The sequence below is a fragment of the Cohnella sp. SGD-V74 genome (assembly GCF_003001675.1).
GTDB lineage: Bacteria > Bacillota > Bacilli > Paenibacillales > Paenibacillaceae > Cohnella.
The window spans coordinates 1-21,473 of the sequence record NZ_PVYW01000021.1; the positions used below are offsets into that span (position 1 = coordinate 1).

Annotated in this window: 15 protein-coding genes and 2 pseudogenes; 15 read left to right on the plus strand and 2 right to left on the minus strand. The window is 52.0% G+C overall.

Annotated features, from left to right (window positions below; genetic code table 11):
* Positions 1-95 precede the first annotated feature (95 nt).
* From B0G52_RS26825 to B0G52_RS26845, 6 genes and pseudogenes are all read left to right on the plus strand, one after another.
* Positions 96-317: pseudogene (locus B0G52_RS26825) on the plus strand (TetR/AcrR family transcriptional regulator C-terminal domain-containing protein); the annotation flags it as partial.
* A gap of 631 nt (positions 318-948) precedes the next feature.
* Positions 949-1,173, plus strand: coding sequence for a DUF6398 domain-containing protein (locus B0G52_RS36730; protein ID WP_369827146.1), 225 nt, complete (start codon positions 949-951; stop codon positions 1,171-1,173).
* 55 nt (positions 1,174-1,228) lie between these two features.
* The gene (cas5c, locus tag B0G52_RS26830; protein WP_094049064.1) at positions 1,229-4,087 is read left to right on the plus strand and encodes a type I-C CRISPR-associated protein Cas5c; all 2,859 of its coding nucleotides are present in this window, start codon (positions 1,229-1,231) and stop codon (positions 4,085-4,087) included.
* On the plus strand, positions 4,084-5,904 hold the full coding sequence (cas8c, locus tag B0G52_RS26835; protein ID WP_094049066.1) for a type I-C CRISPR-associated protein Cas8c/Csd1: 1,821 nt from the start codon (positions 4,084-4,086) through the stop codon (positions 5,902-5,904). The genes cas5c and cas8c overlap by 4 nt, the downstream gene beginning before the upstream one ends.
* A gap of 26 nt (positions 5,905-5,930) precedes the next feature.
* Positions 5,931-6,788 (plus strand): type I-C CRISPR-associated protein Cas7/Csd2, encoded by an 858-nt coding sequence (cas7c, locus tag B0G52_RS26840; RefSeq protein ID WP_094049068.1) that lies wholly within the window; start codon positions 5,931-5,933, stop codon positions 6,786-6,788.
* Between the two features lie 123 nt (positions 6,789-6,911).
* A complete protein-coding gene (locus B0G52_RS26845; protein WP_094049069.1) occupies positions 6,912-7,907 on the plus strand; it encodes a virulence RhuM family protein in 996 nt (331 codons plus the stop codon).
* A 160-nt stretch (positions 7,908-8,067) separates the two neighbouring features.
* Here the strand turns inward: B0G52_RS26845 and B0G52_RS26850 are convergent.
* Positions 8,068-8,211 (minus strand): annotated as a pseudogene (locus B0G52_RS26850) (toxic anion resistance protein); the annotation flags it as partial.
* A gap of 261 nt (positions 8,212-8,472) precedes the next feature.
* On the opposite strand from B0G52_RS26850, the gene B0G52_RS26855 reads away from it, so the two are divergent.
* Entirely contained in the window at positions 8,473-9,456 is a 984-nt protein-coding gene (locus tag B0G52_RS26855) for an MBL fold metallo-hydrolase (protein ID WP_094049071.1), read from the plus strand.
* Positions 9,457-9,709: 253 nt separating this feature from the next.
* On the opposite strand, the gene B0G52_RS26860 is transcribed toward B0G52_RS26855, so the two are convergent.
* Entirely contained in the window at positions 9,710-10,549 is an 840-nt protein-coding gene (locus B0G52_RS26860) for a pirin family protein (protein WP_233163097.1), read from the minus strand.
* A 155-nt stretch (positions 10,550-10,704) separates the two neighbouring features.
* Here B0G52_RS26860 and B0G52_RS26865 point away from each other — a divergent pair, with 155 nt between their 5' ends.
* From B0G52_RS26865 to B0G52_RS26900, 8 genes are all read left to right on the plus strand, one after another.
* Positions 10,705-11,037 carry a winged helix-turn-helix transcriptional regulator gene (locus B0G52_RS26865; RefSeq protein WP_094049073.1) on the plus strand — a complete coding sequence of 111 codons (333 nt, stop codon included), beginning with the start codon at positions 10,705-10,707 and terminating at the stop codon, positions 11,035-11,037.
* A 112-nt stretch (positions 11,038-11,149) separates the two neighbouring features.
* Complete coding sequence (locus tag B0G52_RS26870; RefSeq protein ID WP_094049075.1) at positions 11,150-11,479, plus strand: ArsR/SmtB family transcription factor; 330 nt, start codon at positions 11,150-11,152, stop codon at positions 11,477-11,479.
* On the plus strand, positions 11,476-11,895 hold the full coding sequence (locus tag B0G52_RS26875; RefSeq protein ID WP_094049077.1) for an SRPBCC family protein: 420 nt from the start codon (positions 11,476-11,478) through the stop codon (positions 11,893-11,895). Before B0G52_RS26870 ends, B0G52_RS26875 begins: the two co-directional genes overlap by 4 nt.
* A gap of 640 nt (positions 11,896-12,535) precedes the next feature.
* Positions 12,536-13,492 (plus strand): ABC transporter permease, encoded by a 957-nt coding sequence (locus tag B0G52_RS26880; RefSeq protein WP_233163099.1) that lies wholly within the window; start codon positions 12,536-12,538, stop codon positions 13,490-13,492.
* A gap of 13 nt (positions 13,493-13,505) precedes the next feature.
* Positions 13,506-14,393, plus strand: coding sequence for a carbohydrate ABC transporter permease (locus tag B0G52_RS26885; protein ID WP_094049079.1), 888 nt, complete (start codon positions 13,506-13,508; stop codon positions 14,391-14,393).
* Between the two features lie 57 nt (positions 14,394-14,450).
* Positions 14,451-16,028 (plus strand): type 2 periplasmic-binding domain-containing protein, encoded by a 1,578-nt coding sequence (locus B0G52_RS26890; RefSeq protein ID WP_094049081.1) that lies wholly within the window; start codon positions 14,451-14,453, stop codon positions 16,026-16,028.
* A 40-nt stretch (positions 16,029-16,068) separates the two neighbouring features.
* Entirely contained in the window at positions 16,069-19,350 is a 3,282-nt protein-coding gene (locus tag B0G52_RS26895) for a discoidin domain-containing protein (RefSeq protein ID WP_143762657.1), read from the plus strand.
* Between the two features lie 33 nt (positions 19,351-19,383).
* Complete coding sequence (locus tag B0G52_RS26900; protein WP_094049085.1) at positions 19,384-21,459, plus strand: alpha-L-rhamnosidase-related protein; 2,076 nt, start codon at positions 19,384-19,386, stop codon at positions 21,457-21,459.
* The last annotated feature ends 14 nt before the right edge of the window (positions 21,460-21,473 follow it).

The window sequence follows — 21,473 nt, forward strand, 5'->3', positions numbered from 1 at the left end:
TCTGGCCATAAAATATCCTCCCCCGAATTGATTCTGAGGAGGATTATCTCATGGTTGCTGCAAAGAACGAAGGTGGGTAGGGTTTGACGCTTACGCATCAGCGCAATGTGACCACAATCCTTAAGGAGCAGAAAGTGCTTCCGGGCGACGAGATGATCCGTCTTCTGGACACGATGACCGAGACGGAAGCGGGACTGTTCAAGAGGATGTTCAAGAACGGCTTGTTCGAGCTGATGGGGACGGACGGAGCGTTCGAATTCGGCCTGAAGCTGATTCTGTCGGGGATAGAACAGGTGATCAAGGAGCAGGAGAAGTAGAAGTGGGTTCATTAAAACTTGAATACTACGCCTGTCATCTCTTCACTCCATTCGGAGTTATAGCCGCCCATGTTTGGGTTGAAGCTCCTTGCTATGCCAAACGGGGGTTGTATTCGGAATAATTAAAGGACAGTATGATGGCGTTTAAGCTTGCGCAAGTAGCCGCGGCGTCCTATCCAACTGTATATCGAAGGACGCCCAAGGATGTGCTCTTCGATTTATAGCTGAAGTATTTAAAAGGCAGAAAAAGAGCGCCCTCTGATTAAAATATCAGGAGGGCGTATTAATAACGAACATAAATTGTGTAATCTCATTATTTCAACCCATGCTTACCGCAAAAGAAAGCAATGACACAACTATACCTGCAGCAAGAATAATAGTCAAATTTCAGATTACCTTTTATTAATTCAATGAAATTAACATTTATGTTAGCTAAAATACTTTATCCACCTAAAGTGATTGAATTTTCAGACTTTTTATTGACAAATCCAGTGTGGACAGCCGATACTGAGATTAACCTGTATTTGGACGGTGTCTCATGACCATCAACCCAATCCATGTAAGACTCTTTTTACTTGTCGTGCCACTCCTTCAATCCTTTCCGTTCTCTGAGGAAAGGCTAGCTAACATTATGAATGTAATAATTAATCATCCCGCCAGACCGCTTGGGTCGGGGAAAATCGAGGGATGGGCGGCGGCAGTAGTTTATCTTGCTCTCAACTATGAGAACGAGAACCGTTTGCGTAGTTCATCATACGATAAAGCCGTCATTAGCGAATACTTCAAAATAGCTACGTCTACGTTAACCACTAAGTCAAACTATATCCGCCGTTTAATGCAACGTTCTTCCGGATGATGTCTCTTCTTTTATGCCACGCTTGTTAGTTTCATTATAAAATCAGGAGGCGGCCATGAAATATGCTCATTCCAGAACGGATCCTGCTACACGTCAACTGTTGCCCAAAGATCAGTGGCATGCGCTGTCAGATCATCTTTACGGCACGGCCGAGAAGGCGGAGAGGTTTGCCGGGTACTTTCAAAGTGGAAGTATAGGCAAGATTCTCGGATACAGTCATGACTATGGCAAAAACTCATCGGATTTTCAAACACGTCTGGAAGGTTCCTCTCAGCGCGTTGATCACAAAACAGCAGGAGCGTTACTTGTACATAAGAAGTATCCTTTTCCTTACGGGCTTATAATGGCTTACGCTGTGTACGGACATCACAGAGGTTTGCCCAATTATATTTCTTACGGGAACCGAATCGGTCTGGAAGAAATATTGAGAACCAATGAATTTGCCGTTATTGACAACGAACAACCTGTTCTCCCCGAGCTATCGACTGCTTCTCAGCTCAGTAGAAGTTCAAATCCCGGCCTCTCTATCTCCTTGTGGATTCGGATGTTGTACTCGGCATTGATTGATGCTGACTATACAGATACGGCTAACTTCTATCAAGACGATACATCAATGCACAAAAAAACTCCCTCCATTAAAGAACTGGACGCGTTGTTTCAATCGAAATTGGCGGAGTTGCTCGACAAACCGCTGGTGAACCAAGTGTCTGAAGCCCGTCGGTACGTACTGCAAAGTTGTCTGCAAGCGGCAATCGGGCCCAAAGGTATTTATATACTTGAGGCTCCGACAGGAAGTGGCAAAACGTTTGCTTCGCTTGCTTTTGCTTTGAAGCATGCGTTGCAACATGAGATGCGACGAATTATCGTGGCGCTACCATTTACCTCCATTACTGAGCAGACGGCGGACATCTTTAGAGGGGTATTCGGTCACGATGCGGTTCTTGAACACCACAGTAATGTCGCTTATCGTCAGGATCAGGAGATGGAGTTCGATCCCAAACAGTTCGCGAGTGAAAACTGGTCAGCAAGCCTGATCGTCACAACGAATGTCCAGTTATTCGAAAGTTTGTTTTCATCAAAACCTTCGAAAGCACGCAAACTGCATCATTTGGCAGGTAGCGTCATTATTTTGGATGAAGCGCAGGCGCTACCTAGTGGGCTACTTCTCCCTTCATTGGCAGCGCTCAAATGTCTTTGTGCAGATTATGGAGTAACAGTGTTATTGTGTACGGCAACTCAACCTGCGCTTAAACCGGAGTGGATCGATCATGCTGCAATTACGAAAATTATTGAAAATCCTATGAAGCTATACAACAAGCTTAAAAGAGTCAACGTATCTGTTATAGGGAAGAAGAGCGACAGCGATTTAATCGAACTGCTAATGTCGCATCAGCGAGTCATGTGCATCGTGAATTCACGTAAGAAAGCTCAGCGGCTGTTCAGGCATATGCCGGAAACAGAAGGTGTTTTCCATTTAAGCGCTTTGATGTGTCCTGAACACCGTTCCAGAAAACTGAAAACCATTAAAAATATGCCTAAAGATAGGCGTTGTATTGTGATAGCTACCAGCCTTGTAGAGGCGAGTGTCGATCTTGATTTCCCCGTCTTATATCGAGAAATAGCTGGTATCGAGTCTATTAATCAGGCAGCGGGCAGATGCAATCGCGAAGGCGAACTGGAAAGCGGAGAAGTATATCTATTTGAATTTCCCGACTCTCTGGCAAAGCCAAGCTGGTTTTCTGACAAAGCCAAATTGTCCAAGCTTGTTCTGAGGAATCATCCAGATCCCTTGAATCCTGAGGCGGTGCGGTCTTATTTTGAACTTTTCTTCGATTTCGAACGCACAAGGCTCGATCGATACAATATCTTGCAAGAACTAAACGAAGGGGCAGCGCAGTGCTCCTTTCAATTTCAGGATATCACTCGCAAATTCAAATTTATCAAGGAGGAGACGACATCTGTTGTTATTCCCTATGACAGCTATGCAATTGAGCAGCTCAGGCAAGCACAGCAATCTTTATTTCCCGGAACCTTCGGTCGAAGGCTTCAGCGCTATACGGTCTCCTTGCATCCTAAAGAGGTCGAACAGCTACAAAGGATGGGAAGACTGGGTACGATTGCGAATACGATGTACTATTTGAGCTCTCCCGAAGGAGAAGTATCGGAGCATATTGGTGACATTTATGGCGATGAAATCGGATTGTATCTCCAGAAGGACGGTGATAATGTGTTCGGTATAACTTTGCATGTAAGTGGAGATTACGCATTATTCACGAGACCGGAGATGAAAGGGGAGAGGGTGAGCTACGATGTAATGACGCCTTCTGCGGCAAGGGGAGTGCTGGAAGCAATTCTGTGGAAACCAGCCATCAAATGGGTGGTCGACCGTATTACTGTACTTAATCCTATAGAATTTGAATCAATTCGCCGGAACGAAGTGGGCTCTAAAGTGCCGCCGCGGATTGTTTCAGCCGCCATGGGAGGCGCGTCCGTCGATTTGCACCAATATCCTTCAGAAGACCGACAGCAACGGTCGTCTCTCGTACTGCGCAACGTCGCATATATAATTGATGCGCACTTCGAGATGAATTCAGACGTGATCGGTGAAACGGATACCCCCGAGAAGTTCTACAACATGTTTCTGCGGCGTGCCCGCCGGGGGCAGTGTTTTCATCATCCCTATCTGGGCTGCCGTGAATTTGCGGCCAGGTTTGAGTTGATCGAAGATGACGCTCAACGACCGGTTAGTCACTATGCGCACATTCATGAAATGGATCTCGGATGGATGCTGAAGGATATTGAATACAAGGAACAACGGTCGAAAGACAAGCTGGTTTACGCGGTTCAACCCCAATTCTTTCGTTCCACAATGCGCCAAGGAATCATTGAAGTTCCTCGCGAGGTGTTTATATGATTCTGCAATCGCTTGTTGCCTACTATAATCGCATGCAAACGGAGCAACTGAAGGACGTCCCTAGACCCGGTTATGCGGAAACCCTGGTTTCCAAATGTATTGTCCTTGACTTAGAAGGTAACGTAATTCTTGTTCATGACTTGACACAAGAGCAAGAGATACTAAATAAAAGTGGAAAAAAAGAGAAGAAGCGGCTTCCGAGGCGAATGCTGACTCCGCAGCAGCCCAAACGCTCGGGAAGAAGACCTGAACCGGCTTTTTTATGCGAGAACACAAGTTTTATTTTCGGTATTTACAATGACAAGGCAGGCTCGGAATATCGCTTCACCGCCAGTAGAGACTTGCATGAACAGATTTTACGGGATGTGTGCGACCCGGGCGCGCGCGCCGTGTTGGCTTTCTTTAGTAAAAGAAAATTGGGTTTGCTTGATTACGGCGAAGTAGACACGTCCAGTCTGCTGGACTCCGGAAATATCATCTTTCAGTTGGAAAATGAATCGGCTTATGGTTACATTCATGAACGACGTGCCATTCAGACTGCGTGGGAGGCACATCTCAGGGCAAAGACGAATACCTCTTCTATAGGCCAATGTCTCGTAACGGGAGAGGTGGGGCCTATTGCCCGAATTCACGGAAATCTCGAGGGCTTCGGACAAGACAAGCCCACGCTTGTCGGGTTTAACCAAAATAGCTTTGCATCGTTTGGCAAAGAAAAGGGGGATAATGCCCCAGTATCCGAAGCAGCAGCTTTTAAATATGTTACTGCAATGAACATGCTTATTGTAGACAAGGAACATTGCCTTAACATTCATGGCGATAAGCTATTGTTCTGGGCAGAGAGGACAGCTCCACTTGAAGAGAATGCAGTCTCTATATTAATGCAGGGGGCCACTTTCACCACTGAACCCGAATCGGATGTCGAGGCGACCCGAAAAGTGAAATCCGTGGCAAAGCATTTGCTGGATGGGACGCGCCCCGAGGAGCTTGGTCTGGATGTTGACGTACGCATCTTTGTATTAGGTATCTCCACCAACAAGACACGGCTTGTGATTCGTTATTTCTATGAGAACACATTTGGGCAACTTGTAGATCGGTTACAACGACATCATCGGGATATCTATATCGAGGGCCCTGCATGGGAGCCAGAGCATCCGTCGTTCCGTAAAATTATGCTTGAAACATCAATTCGTAGAGAAAGCTGGAATGTGGCTCCTCCTCAGCAAGTCGCACTTATACGAAGCGTGATGAATGGAACACCGTATCCAAACAGCGTGTTTCTAGCCATGCTCACGCGTATCCGCGCCGAAGCTGCAGTGGATGCCGCAGCTGCTATTAACCGTACGCGTATCGGTTTTATTAAGGGTTATTTGAATCGAATAAATGACCAAAACAATAAGAGGGAGCGGATTGGAGTGAAACTGAACGAAGGTGAGACGTCCGTCGCGTATCGCTTGGGATGTATATTCGCCATTTTAAACAAGGCGCAATCAGATGCTATTGAGAAAGTGAATGCCTCTATAGTCGACAAATATCTAAACGCAGCGTTAGCGAGCCCGGAGCAAGTTTTTCCGTCGCTCCTTGCCCATTCCGAGCATCATTTTTCCAAAAGCAAAAAGTTTTATGCGAAAAAGCTTTTGCTTGATGTTGCAGAACTGCTTCCTAAAGAAGGTTTCCCCAAAACGTTAAATGCTGAGGGTCAGGGGCAGTTCATGATCGGATTTTATCATCAACAGCAGGTATTTTTTAAAGGGAAAGACAAGACCAACAAAGACGAGCTGCCGAACGATGCGTCTGCGACAATTGATGAGATAGAATAACAAAAATTATTGGGAGGTTTGAAACAATGAGTGAAATTTTGAAGAACCGTTATGAATTTGTGCTGTACTACGATGTGGAGAATGGCAACCCTAACGGCGACCCGGATGCAGGCAATATGCCGCGCATTGATCCGCAAACCGGTCACGGCATCGTTAGCGACGTATGTTTGAAACGCAAGGTACGCAACTATGCCCAATATGCCCGAGAAGGCGAAGCAGGCTTCGATATTTACGTAAGCGAGGGAGCTGTGCTGAACAACAAGCAGAAAGAAGCGTATGAAGCTGTAGGCATTACCACAAAGGATCATAAGGAAGACAAGTTGACAGCCCAGGCCTACATGTGCAAACGCTTTTTCGACGTACGCGCGTTCGGGGCGGTAATGGACACGGGGGATTTCAAATGCGGTCAGGTGAGAGGACCGATTCAACTATGTTTCTCTAAAAGCGTAGATACGATTTTCCAACAAGAAGTTACAATTACCCGGATGGCGTCTACAACAGAAAAGGAAAATGCTTCTGAAAACCGGACGATGGGACGAAAATATATCGTTCCTTACGGACTATATCGGGTGGAAGGTTTCATTTCAGCCAAGTTTGCCCAGAAGACCGGCTTTACCGAGGGCGACCTTTCTTTCTTTTTTGAAGCGCTCAAGCTAATGTTTGATCAAGATCATTCCGCATCCAGAGGGAAAATGTCAGCCCGCAAATTATTTGTTTTCAAACATGGTTCAGAGCTCGGTAATGCGCCCGCAGCTTCCTTGTTCGATTTGATCAATGCCAAGTTGCGGGATTCGTCTCAGCCACCGAGAGCGTACAGTCAATATGATATATTTGTACATAAAGAAGCAGTTCCGGCTGGGGTCGAATTGATTGAGATGCTGTGAGCAAGGCAAGGCATACAGAAGTCCTTTCGGATTAATGGCTAACATACTGGAGCAATCTTACGGGAATATCCCTGCAGAAATAGTGATTGATCACGAGTGTATTCAGCTTTTAGGAGTGAAGAAATGGACAACCCTACCAACGTTTTAATGTATCAAACGGAAGATGGAAAGACCAAGATTGATGTAAAGGTGGAGAATGGGACAGTCTGGATGACTCAGAAAATGATTTCCGAGTTATATCAAAAGGGCGTCAACACGATTAATGAACATATCAAGAACATTTATGAAGAAGGCGAATTATTAGAAGAAGCAACTATTCGGAAAAACCGAATAGTTCAGAGCGAAGGCCAACGCCAGGTTGAACGGGAAGTTTCCTTTTATAGTCTAGAGATGATTATTGCAGTTGGCTACCGTGTCCGATCCCATAGGGGCACGCAATTTAGGCGGTGGGCAACGGAACGATTAAATGAATATCTTGTTAAAGGCTTCACAATGGATGATGAGCGGCTGAAGGATTTGCGGCATTTCGGACAAGATTATTTCGATGAACTGCTCCAACGTATCCGCGACATCCGGGCATCGGAAAAAAGGTTTTACCGTAAAATTACGGACATATATGCTACATCTGTTGATTATGATCCACAAGCAGAGGTATCTAACCAATTTTTTGCGACCGTACAAAATAAGCTGCACTTTGCAATCCATGGTCAAACTGCTGCGGAGTTGATTGCCAATAGAGCAGATGCACAGAAGGAAAATATGGGTCTTACAAATTGGAAAGGAGACAAGGTGAGAAAAAACGACGTCTTTATAGCAAAAAATTACTTAACCGATAAAGAGCTTCAATCATTAAACCGTATCGTCAGTATGTATTTGGATTATGCAGAAGACCAAGCCGAAAGGCATTCCCCGATGTATATGAAAGATTGGATTGAGAAACTGAATGCATTCTTACAATTTAATGGAAGAGAAGTTCTGGGAAATGCCGGAAAGATGTCGCAAGAGGTTGCGGAGAAACTTGCTACCAAGGAATATGAGAAGTATCATCAAGGCAGATTAGCGCTGGACATAAGTAATGATTTTGATGAATATATCGAGAAAAATCGGTTAAACAAGTAAAAATCCCCATCTTTCTAAGTTCATGAAACGGGACGTGGACGAGAAATTCTCGGCTGCGTCCTAAAATGTAAAAACCGCTCATCCGGTTATATCGGAATGAGCGGTTTCAATGTGGTGTTGCGGAGAAGCCAGAATGCGAGCGCCGAGTCGTTTACAGAATCTACAGCCCGAGCTTGTTACCCCGCTCGAGGCGCTGGATCTGTTTCTCGCCCGAATCGGCTAGCTCGCGGAATTGACTGATCGTCTCGCGCATCTTGGGGAGTGCCTCCTGCTTGTAGGCGCTGATCGAGTCGAGCGCCGACAATGACAGCAGTCGTCAGTCCCAGCATTTTGATGTAATTGTTTGCAGCCACGTCCTGCAGCCCCTTTCACTCCAGTGTAGGCTTGTCCGGCCACGCAAGCCGCTCATGATAAATATACGGTCAATCTGGAAATCCGTTCCTTTCCCTAAATCTTATCATATTATGCTAGCGTTCGAGGAATGAAAACAAAATATGCCGTTTACGCGATCCCAGTTACTGTGTTATTAAAATGGTGTAACATATAGATACTGGGGGGCAATCAAGTGGCTCGACAACGATATTTCAATACGGACCCGGCAGCGATACCGAAAACCTTCAAGGAAGTACGCCGCTGGCAGAAGGAACGCAAGGGGAAGATCAAAGATCTAAGCTTCCGGGTCGGACAGGCCGAGCATAAGCGGCCGTCGCTGCTGGGCAGCAACCGAAGCGAACTGACGATTACCTGGATCGGGCACTCGACGTTTCTTGTGCAGATCGGCGGGTTAACGATTGTGACGGACCCCGTATGGGCTAACCGAATGGGGTTTGCGCGCAGACTTGAAGAACCGGGGCTCGGGCTGGACGAGATCCCGCCGGTCGATGTGATTCTGCTCTCGCATTCCCACTATGATCATCTGCACACCGGTTCTTTGAAGCGGTTAAAAGGCTCGCCGGTCGTGCTCGTACCGGAGGGTCTTGGCGGCATGGTGCGAAAGCTTAGGCGGGGGAGTCAAGTACAAGAGCTGCCTTGGTGGGGACATGTGAGCATCGGCAGCGTAGAGTTTCATTTCGTGCCCTCGCAGCACTGGACAAGGCGTACGCTCACCGATACGAATACGTCGCTGTGGGGCGGATGGGTGATCAAGCGTACGGCGGCGTCCGTGGCCAACGATGATCCAAAGGACGAATCGATTTATTTTGCCGGAGACAGCGGTTATTTTTCCGGCTTTCGCGACATCGGGGCGAAGTTCCCGAACATGACTTACGCGCTTATGCCGATCGGCGCTTATGAGCCCGAGTGGTTTATGGGCACGCAGCACGTAACGCCGGAGGAAGCGGTTCAGGCTTTCCTTGATGTGGGGGCGAAGCGGTTTATTCCCATGCATTACGGGGCGTTCCGGCTGGCCGACGACACGACGAAGGAAGCGTTGGATCGCTTGCTGGCGGAATGGGAGCGAAGAGCCTTGGACAGAGACCGTCTGAGGCTGTTCAAGCATGGGGAGACATTAGTTCATGTGGCAGAAAGAGAAGATGAGGGCTCATCTTAGGGCGTGTCTTCAAACCCGCTCAGGTGCATCTATCACCGCCTTTTTGCCCCCTACTGTCCTCGGAGTATGAAAACACGCCCTAGGCGGTCCCGCAAAAAAGAGCAGTCCACAAAGTCAGTGCAGCGACTGGCTTCGGGTGGACTGCTCTTCTTGTTTGAATATTGCCGGAATTTAGCCATCCATGCGACGAAGTTGTGTATCACGGAATCGATGAACTTCACCGTGTTTTCTTCCCGTCGAATGTGTCGGTAGTTTAGAACAATCCATTCCTATAATCGCTATAGGCTTGCAAGATCTCTTCTTCCGTGTTCATGACGAAGGGACCCCGTGCAACGACGGGTTCGCGAACGGGTTCGCCGGCATACAACATAACGCGCATCGGGCTCTCGGCATGAATCTTCAGCTGACTCTGTTCGGAGTTATCTGCCGATCCCATCCATAGCATCTGTCCTTTTGCCCCGGGTGCGGCATCCGCTCCGAATGTCCCCTGACCTTCTAAAATGTAGAGAAAGCCATTGTAGCTTCCCGGGAATTGCGGAGAGACCGTTGCTCCTGCTTCCAGGCGTATTTCCAGCATCGTTACCGGAGTTACGTTGATCGTGTTAGCGGCTGTATCGCCGTAAGAACCGGAGAATATTCGAACCTGGGCGCCTTCCTCTTTAACGACGGGCATGTCATTCTTCCGTAGGTCCTGGTATCTGGGAGCAGTCATTTTCGACGTCGAAGGAAGGTTAATCCATAATTGAAGAAGATCGACTTCCTCATCCTGGGCCGCATCTTCGACATGTTGGACGCCTTTCCCTGCGGTCATCCACTGCGCATCGCCGGGATGAAGGACTCCTTTTCCATGCTTGTTGTCATAGTGATTGAGATGGCCGTCTATTAGAAAGGTGACAGTCTCTATTCCGCGATGGGGATGAAGGCCGAATACGCCGCTCCGCATACGATCGTGCGCCATGAGCAAGAATGGATCGTATTTTTCCCAATTCCCCGGTTCCAATACGACAGCTACTGAATGGATGCTGCTATTGCGCCGGAAAGCGGGTGTATCGGCACTTAGGATGTTGCGTTCAAAAACAGATGGAGTGGTCACGACTGTGTACCTCCTTGAAATCTAATCTTTCAATTACTAAAATTAAGTTACTATAATTCTTGTCTTATTATATCCCGCTATGCGGGAATGATGAAGTAGGCACCTGAATGTAACAAGGTTACTTCAATGTAACTATGGTGAGCGGAGGGAGCAACATGGACAAAAGACCGGACAATTGCAAAGTAGCGACGGCGCTTGAGGCGATTGTTGGCAAATGGAAGATCGCGATCATGCTTAACTTGCTTCATAATCATACGATGAGGTTCGGCGAGCTGCAGCAGGCTATGCCCGGAGTCACGAAGAAAATGCTCACCGCTCATCTTCGCGATCTAGAGGAAGAGGGAATCGTCAAGCGCGTAGTTTTCCCGCAGGTTCCCCCGAAGGTCGAGTATTCCATGACGGAGTACGGTGCCACGCTTCAGACCATCCTCCATTCCTTGCATGAATGGGGCGAATCCCACTTGGAGAGAAGGCTGCGGCAACAGTAATCTTCGAGGAACGCCGTTGACAAGACACCAAAAGGTGTCCTATAATAAAAAACGTCACCAAATGGTGTCTGATTGGATGCGACAGATCAGATCCTACATAGGAGAGGGTGTTGTGAGCGAGAATAATCCGTTGCGGGACGTGTTTCATGCGATTGCCGATCCGACGAGACGCGCGCTCATCCGTCTGCTGGCGGAGGCCCGGGAGCTGCCGCTTCATGAGCTGACGATCCATTTTCGGACGGGGCGCACCGCGGTATCCAAGCATTTGACCATATTGAAGGAAGCGGGCCTGGTGTTTGACCGCAAGCTCGGCAGAGAAACGTTATTCAGGCTCAATGCCGCTCCTCTCCGGGAAATTCAGGATTGGGTGGCCGACTATAGTAAGTTCTGGAGCGCTAACTTGCAGCGCTTAAACCGACTAATAGAGGAGGAAGATCAATGAGCAAGACGTTAACGTTGGACTTTCAGTACACGACGACGATCGAGAAGCTGTGGAATGCGCTGACCGATTCGGACAAGCTTACGAAGTGGGTAGCCAACATCCAGACCGGAGTGCCGATGGAGAACGACTTCAAGCCCGTCGTCGGACATCGTTTCCAGTTCCGTACGCAGCCGAGCGAATGGTGGGACGGCGTAATCGAAGGCGAGGTGCTGCTTGTGGAGCCGCCGAACAAAGTGTCTTACACATGGGGGACCGGCGATGAGCGGCATACGATTACTTGGACGCTGCAAGAGCTGGGGGACGGCAAAGTGAACCTTCATCTCGAACAAACCGGATTCTCGAACGCTCAAGCGTTCGGAGGTGCGAAGTACGGCTGGAGCAAGTGGTGCGGCAACCTCGAGCAAGTCGTGGCCTAAGCCGGGCGTGACCAAGATAAGCCTCTATTCCGAATGGCGGAGTAGAGGCTTATTAGCTCTATGCTCCAGCCTCCAAGATCAAGCTCTAAATACGGATGGAATTTTACCTTTCCTGGGGGTATCGTGCATGCTATATCGTAAGCCAGGCAATACAGAAATAAGCATTCCTGCTATCGGACAAGGGACCTGGGAAATTTGATAAGAACACGGAGAAAGATGAAATTGCGGCATTGCGTTTTGGGATTGCACACGGGCTTAGTCTGATCGATACTGCTGAAGAATATAGCAACGGAGGAGCCGAAAGTATTGCCCATTGCAAAGAGGAATGGCATAACCGTTATGGGGTATTCGCCATTTGGATATGCTCCTCATGTATTCGGCGCGAAGGGTTTTCCCGAGGTTGGATCGCAAGAACGCAATATTTAGGACAGGAGGATTTGGTTACATCCCTAAAGCTGCTTTCCCTTTCTATGCACCGGCTGTCCGGGTCAAAACCGCCGCTCCTGTTTTTCCTCCCCCTAAATCCGCAATTGTACCCGCCAAAGATTAAAATATGTACCATAATGATTTCCTAGCGTCATTTCGGCACAATCCGGCCCCTCGATATAATGGGAGCATACTTCAGAGAGGGGGTGCACCCGTGCAGCGCGCAGCAGGCGCGAATTCGATGTCGATAAGCGGACCGGTCCGGCGGCCTTCGCTCGTTATTCGAATGCGCCGTTACTGGTTTCTTTATTTGTTGTTTGTTCCGGTTATCGTCTACTATCTTGTCTTCAGATATTATCCGATCTTCCTGCAGGGCATTTTGGCGTTTAAGCAGTACAAGCTATCCTCGGGAATATGGGGCAGCCCCTGGGTCGGCTTCGACAATTTCACCTACGTGTTCGCCAGACCGGATTTCTACAATGTGCTGGAAAATACGATCGTCATCAGCTTGCTGCGAATCGCGTTCGGATTTTTTCCTCCGATTGTGCTGGCGATCCTGCTGTTTGACCTGCGGTCGTCGTGGCTTCGCAGAGTCAGTCAGACGATTTTGTACATTCCGCACTTTTTCTCGTGGGTCATCATCTACGGCATTGTGTTCGCCATGTTCTCGAATACGGGGATGGTTAATCAATTGATCACGGGCATTGGCGGCAGCGAGCAGAATTTCCTGATGGCTCCGGAATGGTTCCGGCCCTTGATCGTTGGCAGCGGCATCTGGAAAGAGATCGGTTGGGGAACGATCATTTATTTGGCGGCGCTGACCGGAATCGATCCGTCGATCTACGAAGCGGCGAAGGTGGATGGAGCGGGACCGCTGCAGCGGATTCGTCACATTACGCTGCCGGGAATTCGTCCGGTCGTCGTCTTCTTATTCACTCTGTCGCTGGGCAGCGTGCTGAACGCCGGCGTGGAGCAAATTTTGCTGTTTTACAGTCCGGCTACCTACGAGGTCGGCGATATTATCGACACGTTCGTTTTCAGGCAGGGGTTAAATCAATTGCAATACAGCATGGCGACGGCAGTAGGGTTGTTCCAGTCGGTAATCGGGCTTATCCTGATTCTGTCGGCCAACTGGCTGGCGAAGCGATATGCTGGAACGGGAATTTGGTAAGGGGGAGAAAAGAATGTCCAACGGGAACGAAAAAGTGTATCAAGCCGTCTCCTCGGCGATCGTGCTTGGGCTGACCCTGCTGTCCGCCATCCCCCTGATCTACGTCATTTCCATGTCATTGGTCAACGAGCAGGAATGGATCGATCGGGGCGGGTTTATTTTATGGCCGCAAAACCCGACCTTAATCGCTTACGAGAGGTTGTTCCAGGGGACCGCCGTGCTGCAGGCACTGAGCGCAACCGTCGTTCGGACGGTGCTCGGCACCGCGCTTGTTCTCCTGATGACGACGTTGGCGGCTTACGTTCTATCGAAGAGGAATTTGCCGGGACGCAAGCCGATGCTGTTCTTTATTCTGGTCACGATCTTGATCGGCGGGGGCCTCATTCCGACGTACCTGGTCGTGCGCGATCTGCATCTGCTCGATTCCGTCTGGGCGCTGATCCTTCCGGGGCTGGTCGATAGCTGGAGCGTGCTGGTGCTGAAACAGTTTTTCGAAAACATTCCCGGAGAGCTGGAGGAATCGGCCGTTATCGACGGAGCGGGGGAAGTGACGTTGATGTGCAAGATTATGATTCCGATGGCGGCGCCGGCTATGGCGGCGATCGGTTTGTTCATCGGGGTCGCGCATTGGAACTCCTGGTTCGACGCTCTAATCTATCTCGACGATTCGAAATGGCATCCGATTCAGCTGCTGATCCGCAATATGTTTTCCAGCTCGGAGATCGGAGCGCAGTTCAACAACGCCGGCCAGCACAACGCTTTTAATCCGGTGAACCGCGTATCCGCGGAGTCGCTGAAGATGGCGCTTGTCGTCATCGGCACGCTGCCGATTCTATGCGTCTACCCGTTCCTCCAGAAGCATTTCATGAAAGGCATGTATTTAGGGGCGGTCAAAGGGTAACTGCCGGGAATACGGGATGAACAAGACACTACATAAAACCGAAGGAGAGATTTAGACATGGTAAAGTCGTTGACAAAGGGCAAGGTCTGGATGACGGCAGCGCTCGCCTGCGCAGTTCTGCTGCAGACGGCGTGCGGCAACGGAAACGAGGGAGGAACGGCATCAAGCGCCGATCCTTCCGCATCGGCAACGCAAGGGGCATCCTCCGAGCGCGTCAATATCGAGCTGATGGAGGTCGGTTGGGTCAATACGCCGGTTGGCGACAACGATCCGTATAAGAAATGGCTCGACGACAAGTTTAACGTCAACTTCAAGCTGACGGCGCTGCCCGCGGCCGATCTGGAAGCGAAAATACTGACCCGGTTCGCGAGCCAGGAGCCGCCCGATCTCATTTTTACGTATGACAAAAACCAGATTCTGAAGCTGCAGTCTCAAGGCGTGCTTATGGAAGACGTGACGCCGTTGCTGGAGAAGCTCCCTTCCATTAATGGTGCGCTTGACGAGAACGCCAAAACCTTTACAACGCTGGATGGGAAAATGATCGCGATTCCTCGCCCGCCCGAGCCGGGCAACTGGACGGTTATGGTGCGCAAGGATTGGCTTGCCAACCTGGGCTTGGATATTCCGAAGACAAACGACGAATTGATGAACGTCATCCGTAAGTTCACGACGGACGACCCCGACAAGAACGGCAAAGCCGATACGTGGGGCATCAGCTCGGCGGGGGGCGGCAGCAGCCTGGGCGAGATCGGGAACTTCCAGGGCATGTTCGGCCAGTTCTACGGCTTCTATATTCAGGACAATGCGGCGGCGCACGCAGTGACCACCGGGGTTCACAAGCAGTTTCTGGACTTCGTCAAAACGCTGGTCGACGAGAAAACGATCGATCCCGACTGGTATACGCAGGGCTGGGAGCAGCGCAAGCCCAAACTGTTCGGCAACAAGATCGGAGTCGCATGGTACCCGGGCTCAATCGTCGCCGAGCACGAGAGCCTGCAGGAGAACAAAGGCAATTACGTAGATGTCTGGGAAGCCATCCCGATGCCGAAGGGCTCCGAGAACGGCGGCGTGCGCGGACCTAGCGGGCTGGTGAACGGAATGTATGCGATCTCGGCGAATGCAGCCAAGGATCCGGCCAAGCTGGAGAAGATCGCACAGCTGCTCGAAGGCGTCAGCTACCCGAACGACGGTTACTGGGCGCTTCGCTGGGGCGTCGGCCCCGACGGACAGGAAGTGCTCGATCTGGAGGACGGCTTCAAATTTTATACCGAAGCGCAGGACAAATACCGGAAGGAATATCCGGGCGCATGGGATTACGGCACCTGGATCGGGACGAGCCGGGATAAGGTTCTTCAAAGCACGGCCGACGAGCCGAACGCTACGGGCATGAAGCAGCTGGAGCTGGACGAGAAGGCCAAAGGGTTCGAAGCGACCAAGAACTACAACGACCTGCTGGAGCTCGATCCGCAGCTCGTATCGGACATCACGAAGATGACGGAGGAGTTCCAGATCAAATACATTCTCGGCAAGGAAACGGACTACGACAAGTTCGTGGCTAACTGGAAGAAGGCGGGCGGCGAGCGTCTGCTTGAGGATGCGGAGAAGCAGTTCAAAGCGATGAACTTAATCCAATAATTCGCTAAGCGCTACGAATCTATCGAGAGGGGACTGGACTGTGACTGTGTCGACAAGCAGCAAGGACGGGTTCAAGATTAACGGTCGGTTCGTCGGATTCATATTGGCTTCATTCGTAATGGCATTCGGCTCGTTCGCGTGGTTTTCTTCGGAAGCCCGCGCGAGCGGCTGGACCAAGCTGTACACCGAAGAAGGGGGAAGAACTCCCTTCGACTTCAACCAGACGGCGACGAGGGGGCAGAAGTTCTCTTCCTCGGGCTTCGATGCCTTGCGAGTCGCCGCGCCAAGCTGGGGGAACAACATCGGTAATCTGACGTTGTCCCTGTACGCTTGGAATACCGACTATGCGACAACGACGTCGCAGGCGCCAATCGCCAGGAAAACGTTTGTCGATTACGTCGATAACGCCTGGCTGGAGCTTGAATTCCCGATGCAGCCGCAGGGACAATACCTTTGGGAGCTGAGCAACCCGACGGAATGGGTGGGCGTGTACGCGTACGACCGCAAGCCGGGCGATACGTCCGTCTCCTTTGCCGACGGAGCAACGGCTCCGGTGCAGGGCTATAACTATCAAGCCGAAGCCGGATTTGCCTCGGGAGGGTGGAAAGCGCTTTACGAGGCTTCCGGAGTTCGGGGGCGGTCGGCCATGGGACTGACGCCGGAAGGGAATATCCTTTCCCGCGGCGAGAAGTTTTACGGCTCTAATTTCGATACGCTTCGCGTGAGGGTGTCGAACTACGAGCAGCTTAATCGCGACATTACTTTGAAGCTGTACGCTTGGAATGCAAATTACGGGGCTTCCGTAGCCGGTCAACCGATTGCATCCAAGACGTTCGATGATCTGCCGTCGGACGACGATTGGATCGAGCTGAACTTCGCCCGGCAGCAGCCCGGCGATTACCTATGGGTGCTGGAAGATCCATCCGGCCACGTCGGGGTATGGACGTATACGGAGAGCGGGCACGGAGCGCAAGCTTTCGTGAACGGATCGACGCAGGGCTTCGGCTTGGGCGCAGGCTTCGATTATATTTCCGAGACGTACGCCTATGCTGCAGTCGCGCCGGGAACGGCCGAGGCTCCAATCGGACCCGCGACCCTCAAGGCAGGGGAGACGGTCGAATACTATAGCGGCGCCCCCAATGCGGCGGACAACAATCAGGCTTATCTATTTGACTGGGGAGACGGCACGACGTCGCTATCTTCGACCGTCAAACCGATGAACGGCGGGGACACGTATCGCAAAGGGCGGTCCTCGCACTCCTGGAGCGAGCCGGGATCGTATTCCGTGAAGGTGCGGGCTTATGATCAGGACGGCAATCCGTCCTCCAACTGGTCGGCGCCCCTTCAGGTGACGGTGACGGGAGCGAGCGCCAACAACGTTATCAACGGCGTTCAGGTCTACGCTTCCTCCTCCGCTTCGGATTCCGCCCATGCTGCGGCTAAAGCGCTAGACGATAATCCGTCCACCTACTGGTCGAGCAAGCTGTCTTCATACAACGGCTTTAGGGAGGAGCATCTTGCAGTCGATCTGGGCGCAATCTATACCGTCGATCGGCTGGCGCTGACCCCGCGGACCGGAGGGCAAGGGTTTCCACGGTCGTTGACGCTGTCTTACAGCACGGACGGCCAAATCTGGCACGATGTACCGATACACCGCGAGGCGATCGTGCCGAATCCCGGCAATTCCGACTTCGCTTTGGAAACCGGGGGACTCGCCGCTCGTTACTTCAAAATTACGGCGAATCGTCTGGGTACGGACGGCCAAGGCCGTTACGCCTTTCAATTGGCGGAGCTGCAAGCGTTCGGGAAGGCGGGTACGAGGTTCCACACATCCAGGGGAGGCGCCTTCGACGCCGATTGGAGCAACCTCTATACCGTCTATGGCCTGGCGCAGAACGAGCTGACGCCGGAAGGCAATCGCTGGCTGAACGGTCCGGGAGGCATTCTCGGCATCGGGCCGACGGAATGGCAGCTATGGTCGGCTCAGAAGCTGAGCTGGACTAAGGAAACGAAGCTGAAGAACGAGCTTTACCAGCAAATGCTGGACGTACCGATGGACGCCGACGGTTTTGTGTGGGCTCACACGTTCGGGCAGAAGCATCTCGACCTATCCAAGCATTATTCCAACAATCCTCTGTACATTATGGGCGTGCATAGGCTCTATATGTGGACCCGGGACGACGCCATGCTGAACGATCCGCTGCCGCCGCTTCCCTACGGGAATGCTCCGGCCTATCCGCAGGGCGTGACCACGCTGCTGGAGAAGACTCGCAAAGCGATGGATTTCATACTGACCGAGCAGCAGGGGGACCAGGGGCTTCTTGTAATAGGCGACCCGGACAATAACGGAACGGCCAACGCACACGCCTCCAACTATTGGGACAACTATCCAATGGGATACAAGAGCGCGTATGAGAACGTCCTGTTTTACGGGGCGGTCCAAGCGATGGCGGAGCTGGAGGATGCCGTCGGCAGCCCGGTTAAGGCGGGGCAGCTGCGCGGCCTGCTTCCGAACATCAAGGAAGCGTTCAACGAGACGTTCTGGGACGATCAAACCGGACGTTATATCGGATCGATCGACATCAACGGAGTCGAGCGCGACTACGGGTTCACGTTCCTGAACGCGATGGCCGTCAGGTACGGACTGGCCGATGGGGCGCAGGCGGACTCGATCTACGAATGGCTGGACGGCGAGCGGATCATTCCCGGCGAGACGTCGACGGGGGCGGATATTTACGACTGGGTTTGGGCTCCGCGGGCGAACACTGTCGCGATCGAATCCAAGCAGCCGTACTGGTGGTACAGCTACAACGGCGCGATCAGCGTAGCTCCGGGAGGAAGCGCGACTTACGGCAACCATCTGGAAAACGGCGGGGCGATCTTCTATACGTCCTACGACGACATGATGGGCAGATTGAAGTCCGGCGGGGGCGCGGATAGCGCGTTTGCCCGAATGGAGCAAATTCTCGCGGAGTTCCGCCTTGATGAGCTGCGCAGAGATCCTGCCAACAACGTCGGAGCGCCATGGACGATCGGAATTGTCGGGGAATACCCGGAATCGGGCATCGTGCCGCTGGTTATGGCGGACGGCTTCCTCGGTATAACCGCGAAGCCGGACGGCCTGCACATCCGGCCGAATCTGCCGACTGAGCTGGACAATGCAGGGCTGCGCGATGTCGTCTATGCGGGTCAGACGTATCATATCCAGGGAAGCAGGAGCGCTGTCGTCGCTTCCACGACCACGCTCCCGGACGGAACCGTCGAGATTGTTGTGCCGAACGGTTCGGAATATGTGGTTCCGGCACCGGTGAATACGCCATAATGAATTAAAAACCGAAGCAGAGGACGTAAGAGCATGACGAAAGCAAAATGGATTTGGTATCCGGGAGACTTCGAGCTGTGGCTGCACGCGAGAACGATGATGCGGCGGGACGAGCGCGGCATGTACATCCCGCCGATATGGAAGATCGATTCCTGCCACCCGAACGTCAAGTTCCGCAAGATCGTGGAGCTTGAACGGGGAGAGACGGTTGCAATCGCGGCGAACGGGCGGTTTAACGTCATGGTGAACGGGCGGTACCGGTACGACGCCGCAACGAGCTTCGAACTGGAAGCCGGTCGGAGCGAGATCGTGGTATCGATCATGAACGATCAAAGCTTGCCGACGATCTACGTCGAGGGAACGACCGTTCATTCGGACGAGAGCTGGAGCGCGTCTTACCAGAACAATAAGTGGACGGATGCCGCCGCGTGGATCTTCGACCGCCCGGAGGAGCCGCCCGTGCTCTACCGTTTGGCGACCGAGCGGATCGAGCCGATCCGCTCGGAGGCCGCCGGTCCGAACGCTCGGCTGCTCGATTTCGGCCGGCAGACGTTCGGCTACGTCGAGCTTCGCGGCCTCGAAGGCCGGGGCCGGGTTCGCGTCTTCTATGGCGAATCGGAGGAAGAAGCGCAATCGGAGGAGTTTTGCGAAACCTTCGATACGGCCGACATCGGCGGGGAGACAAGCTATACGTTCCCGCTGGGCAGAGCCTTCCGCTATGTTCGGGTTCGAACCGATCCGGGGCTTATCGTCAGGGACGTCGGCGCTCTCTATGAATATCTTCCCCTGGAATACAGGGGAAGCTTTCGCAGCTCCGATCCCCTGTTGAACGAGATCTGGGACGTCTCGGTCCGCACCTTGCATTTGAATACAAGGGAATTTTTTCTCGACGGCATCAAGCGCGACCGCTGGGTCTGGTCGGGCGACGCCTATCAGAGCTTTCTGATGAATTATTACAGCTTCTTCGACGAGGCGGTCTGCCGCCGCACGCTGATCGCTCTAAGGGGCAACGATCCGGTCGAGATTCATTTGAACACGATTCTGGACTATTCCTTCTACTGGATTCTCTCTTTGGAGGATTACGTTCTCTATACCGACGATACCGATTTCATCGCGATGATGTACCCGAAGCTCGTTACGCTGATGGAATTTTGTCTGAACCGTACGAACGAGAACGGAATGATCGTCGGCGTTCCGGGAGAAGACTGGGTGTTCGTGGATTGGGCGGAGATGAGCAAGGACGGAGAACTTTGCGTGGAGCAAATCCTGCTGTGCCGCTCCTTGGAGATCGTCTGCGGGTTTGCCCGGCAATTCGGACGCGAGAATGAGGCTGAACGATACGGTCGTCTCGCGGCGGAGTTGAAGGAGAAGGTACTCGCGGCCTTCTGGGACGAAGAGCAGGGCGGACTGGTTCACAGTCGGGTCGACGGCGTGCTGAACCGCCATATGACCAAATACGCCAACCTGTTCGCAGTCCTGTTCGGCTATCTGTCTTCGGAGAGGACGGAGACCGTCAAGCGCGAGGTGCTGAAGAACGAGCGCGTTCAACCGATAACGACTCCGTATATGAGATTCCACGAGCTGGCCTGCCTGTGCGAGCTCGGAGAGCAGGAATACGTACGCGAAGAAATGCGGGCTTACTGGGGCGGCATGCTGAAGCTGGGGGCGACCTCGTTCTGGGAGGAATACGATCCGACCGCCGAAGGGGCGAAGCATTTCGAGATGTACGACAGACCTTTCGGCAAAAGCCTGTGCCACGCTTGGGGGGCGAGCCCGATCTATCTGCTCGGCAAATATTACTTGGGCGTGCGCCCGACCGCACCCGGCTACGCAGCCTATGTCGTCGAGCCAAAACTCGGCGGGCTGGAATGGATGGAAGGAGCCGTCCCCACTCCGGGCGGAACGGTCAGCTTGTACGCAGACGCCTCGACGATCCGGGTTCGATCGGCGCAAGGGGGCATAGGGCACCTGAAATTCCGGTCGTCGGAGCCGCCTTCAGCAGTCGAGGGAACGGTTGAGCGGATTGGCGACGGCGAGTACGAGCTTGTTCTGGAACGTCCGGACGTTACCTATGAAGTGCGATATACTGCGAGTAACCCTAATTCGTAATATAATAGGTGAAA

Bases quoted from the DNA above. Each gene is read 5' to 3' on its own strand.
- B0G52_RS26885 (WP_094049079.1), top strand. From the start codon at position 13,506: ATGTCCAACGGGAACGAAAAAGTGTATCAAGCCGTCTCCTCGGCGATC.
- cas7c (WP_094049068.1), top strand. From the start codon at position 5,931: ATGAGTGAAATTTTGAAGAACCGTTATGAATTTGTGCTGTACTACGAT.
- B0G52_RS26845 (WP_094049069.1), top strand. From the start codon at position 6,912: ATGGACAACCCTACCAACGTTTTAATGTATCAAACGGAAGATGGAAAG.
- cas8c (WP_094049066.1), top strand. From the start codon at position 4,084: ATGATTCTGCAATCGCTTGTTGCCTACTATAATCGCATGCAAACGGAG.
- cas5c (WP_094049064.1), top strand. From the start codon at position 1,229: ATGAAATATGCTCATTCCAGAACGGATCCTGCTACACGTCAACTGTTG.
- B0G52_RS26900 (WP_094049085.1), top strand. From the start codon at position 19,384: ATGACGAAAGCAAAATGGATTTGGTATCCGGGAGACTTCGAGCTGTGG.
- B0G52_RS26875 (WP_094049077.1), top strand. From the start codon at position 11,476: ATGAGCAAGACGTTAACGTTGGACTTTCAGTACACGACGACGATCGAG.
- B0G52_RS26890 (WP_094049081.1), top strand. From the start codon at position 14,451: ATGGTAAAGTCGTTGACAAAGGGCAAGGTCTGGATGACGGCAGCGCTC.
- B0G52_RS26865 (WP_094049073.1), top strand. From the start codon at position 10,705: ATGGACAAAAGACCGGACAATTGCAAAGTAGCGACGGCGCTTGAGGCG.
- B0G52_RS36730 (WP_369827146.1), top strand. From the start codon at position 949: ATGAATGTAATAATTAATCATCCCGCCAGACCGCTTGGGTCGGGGAAA.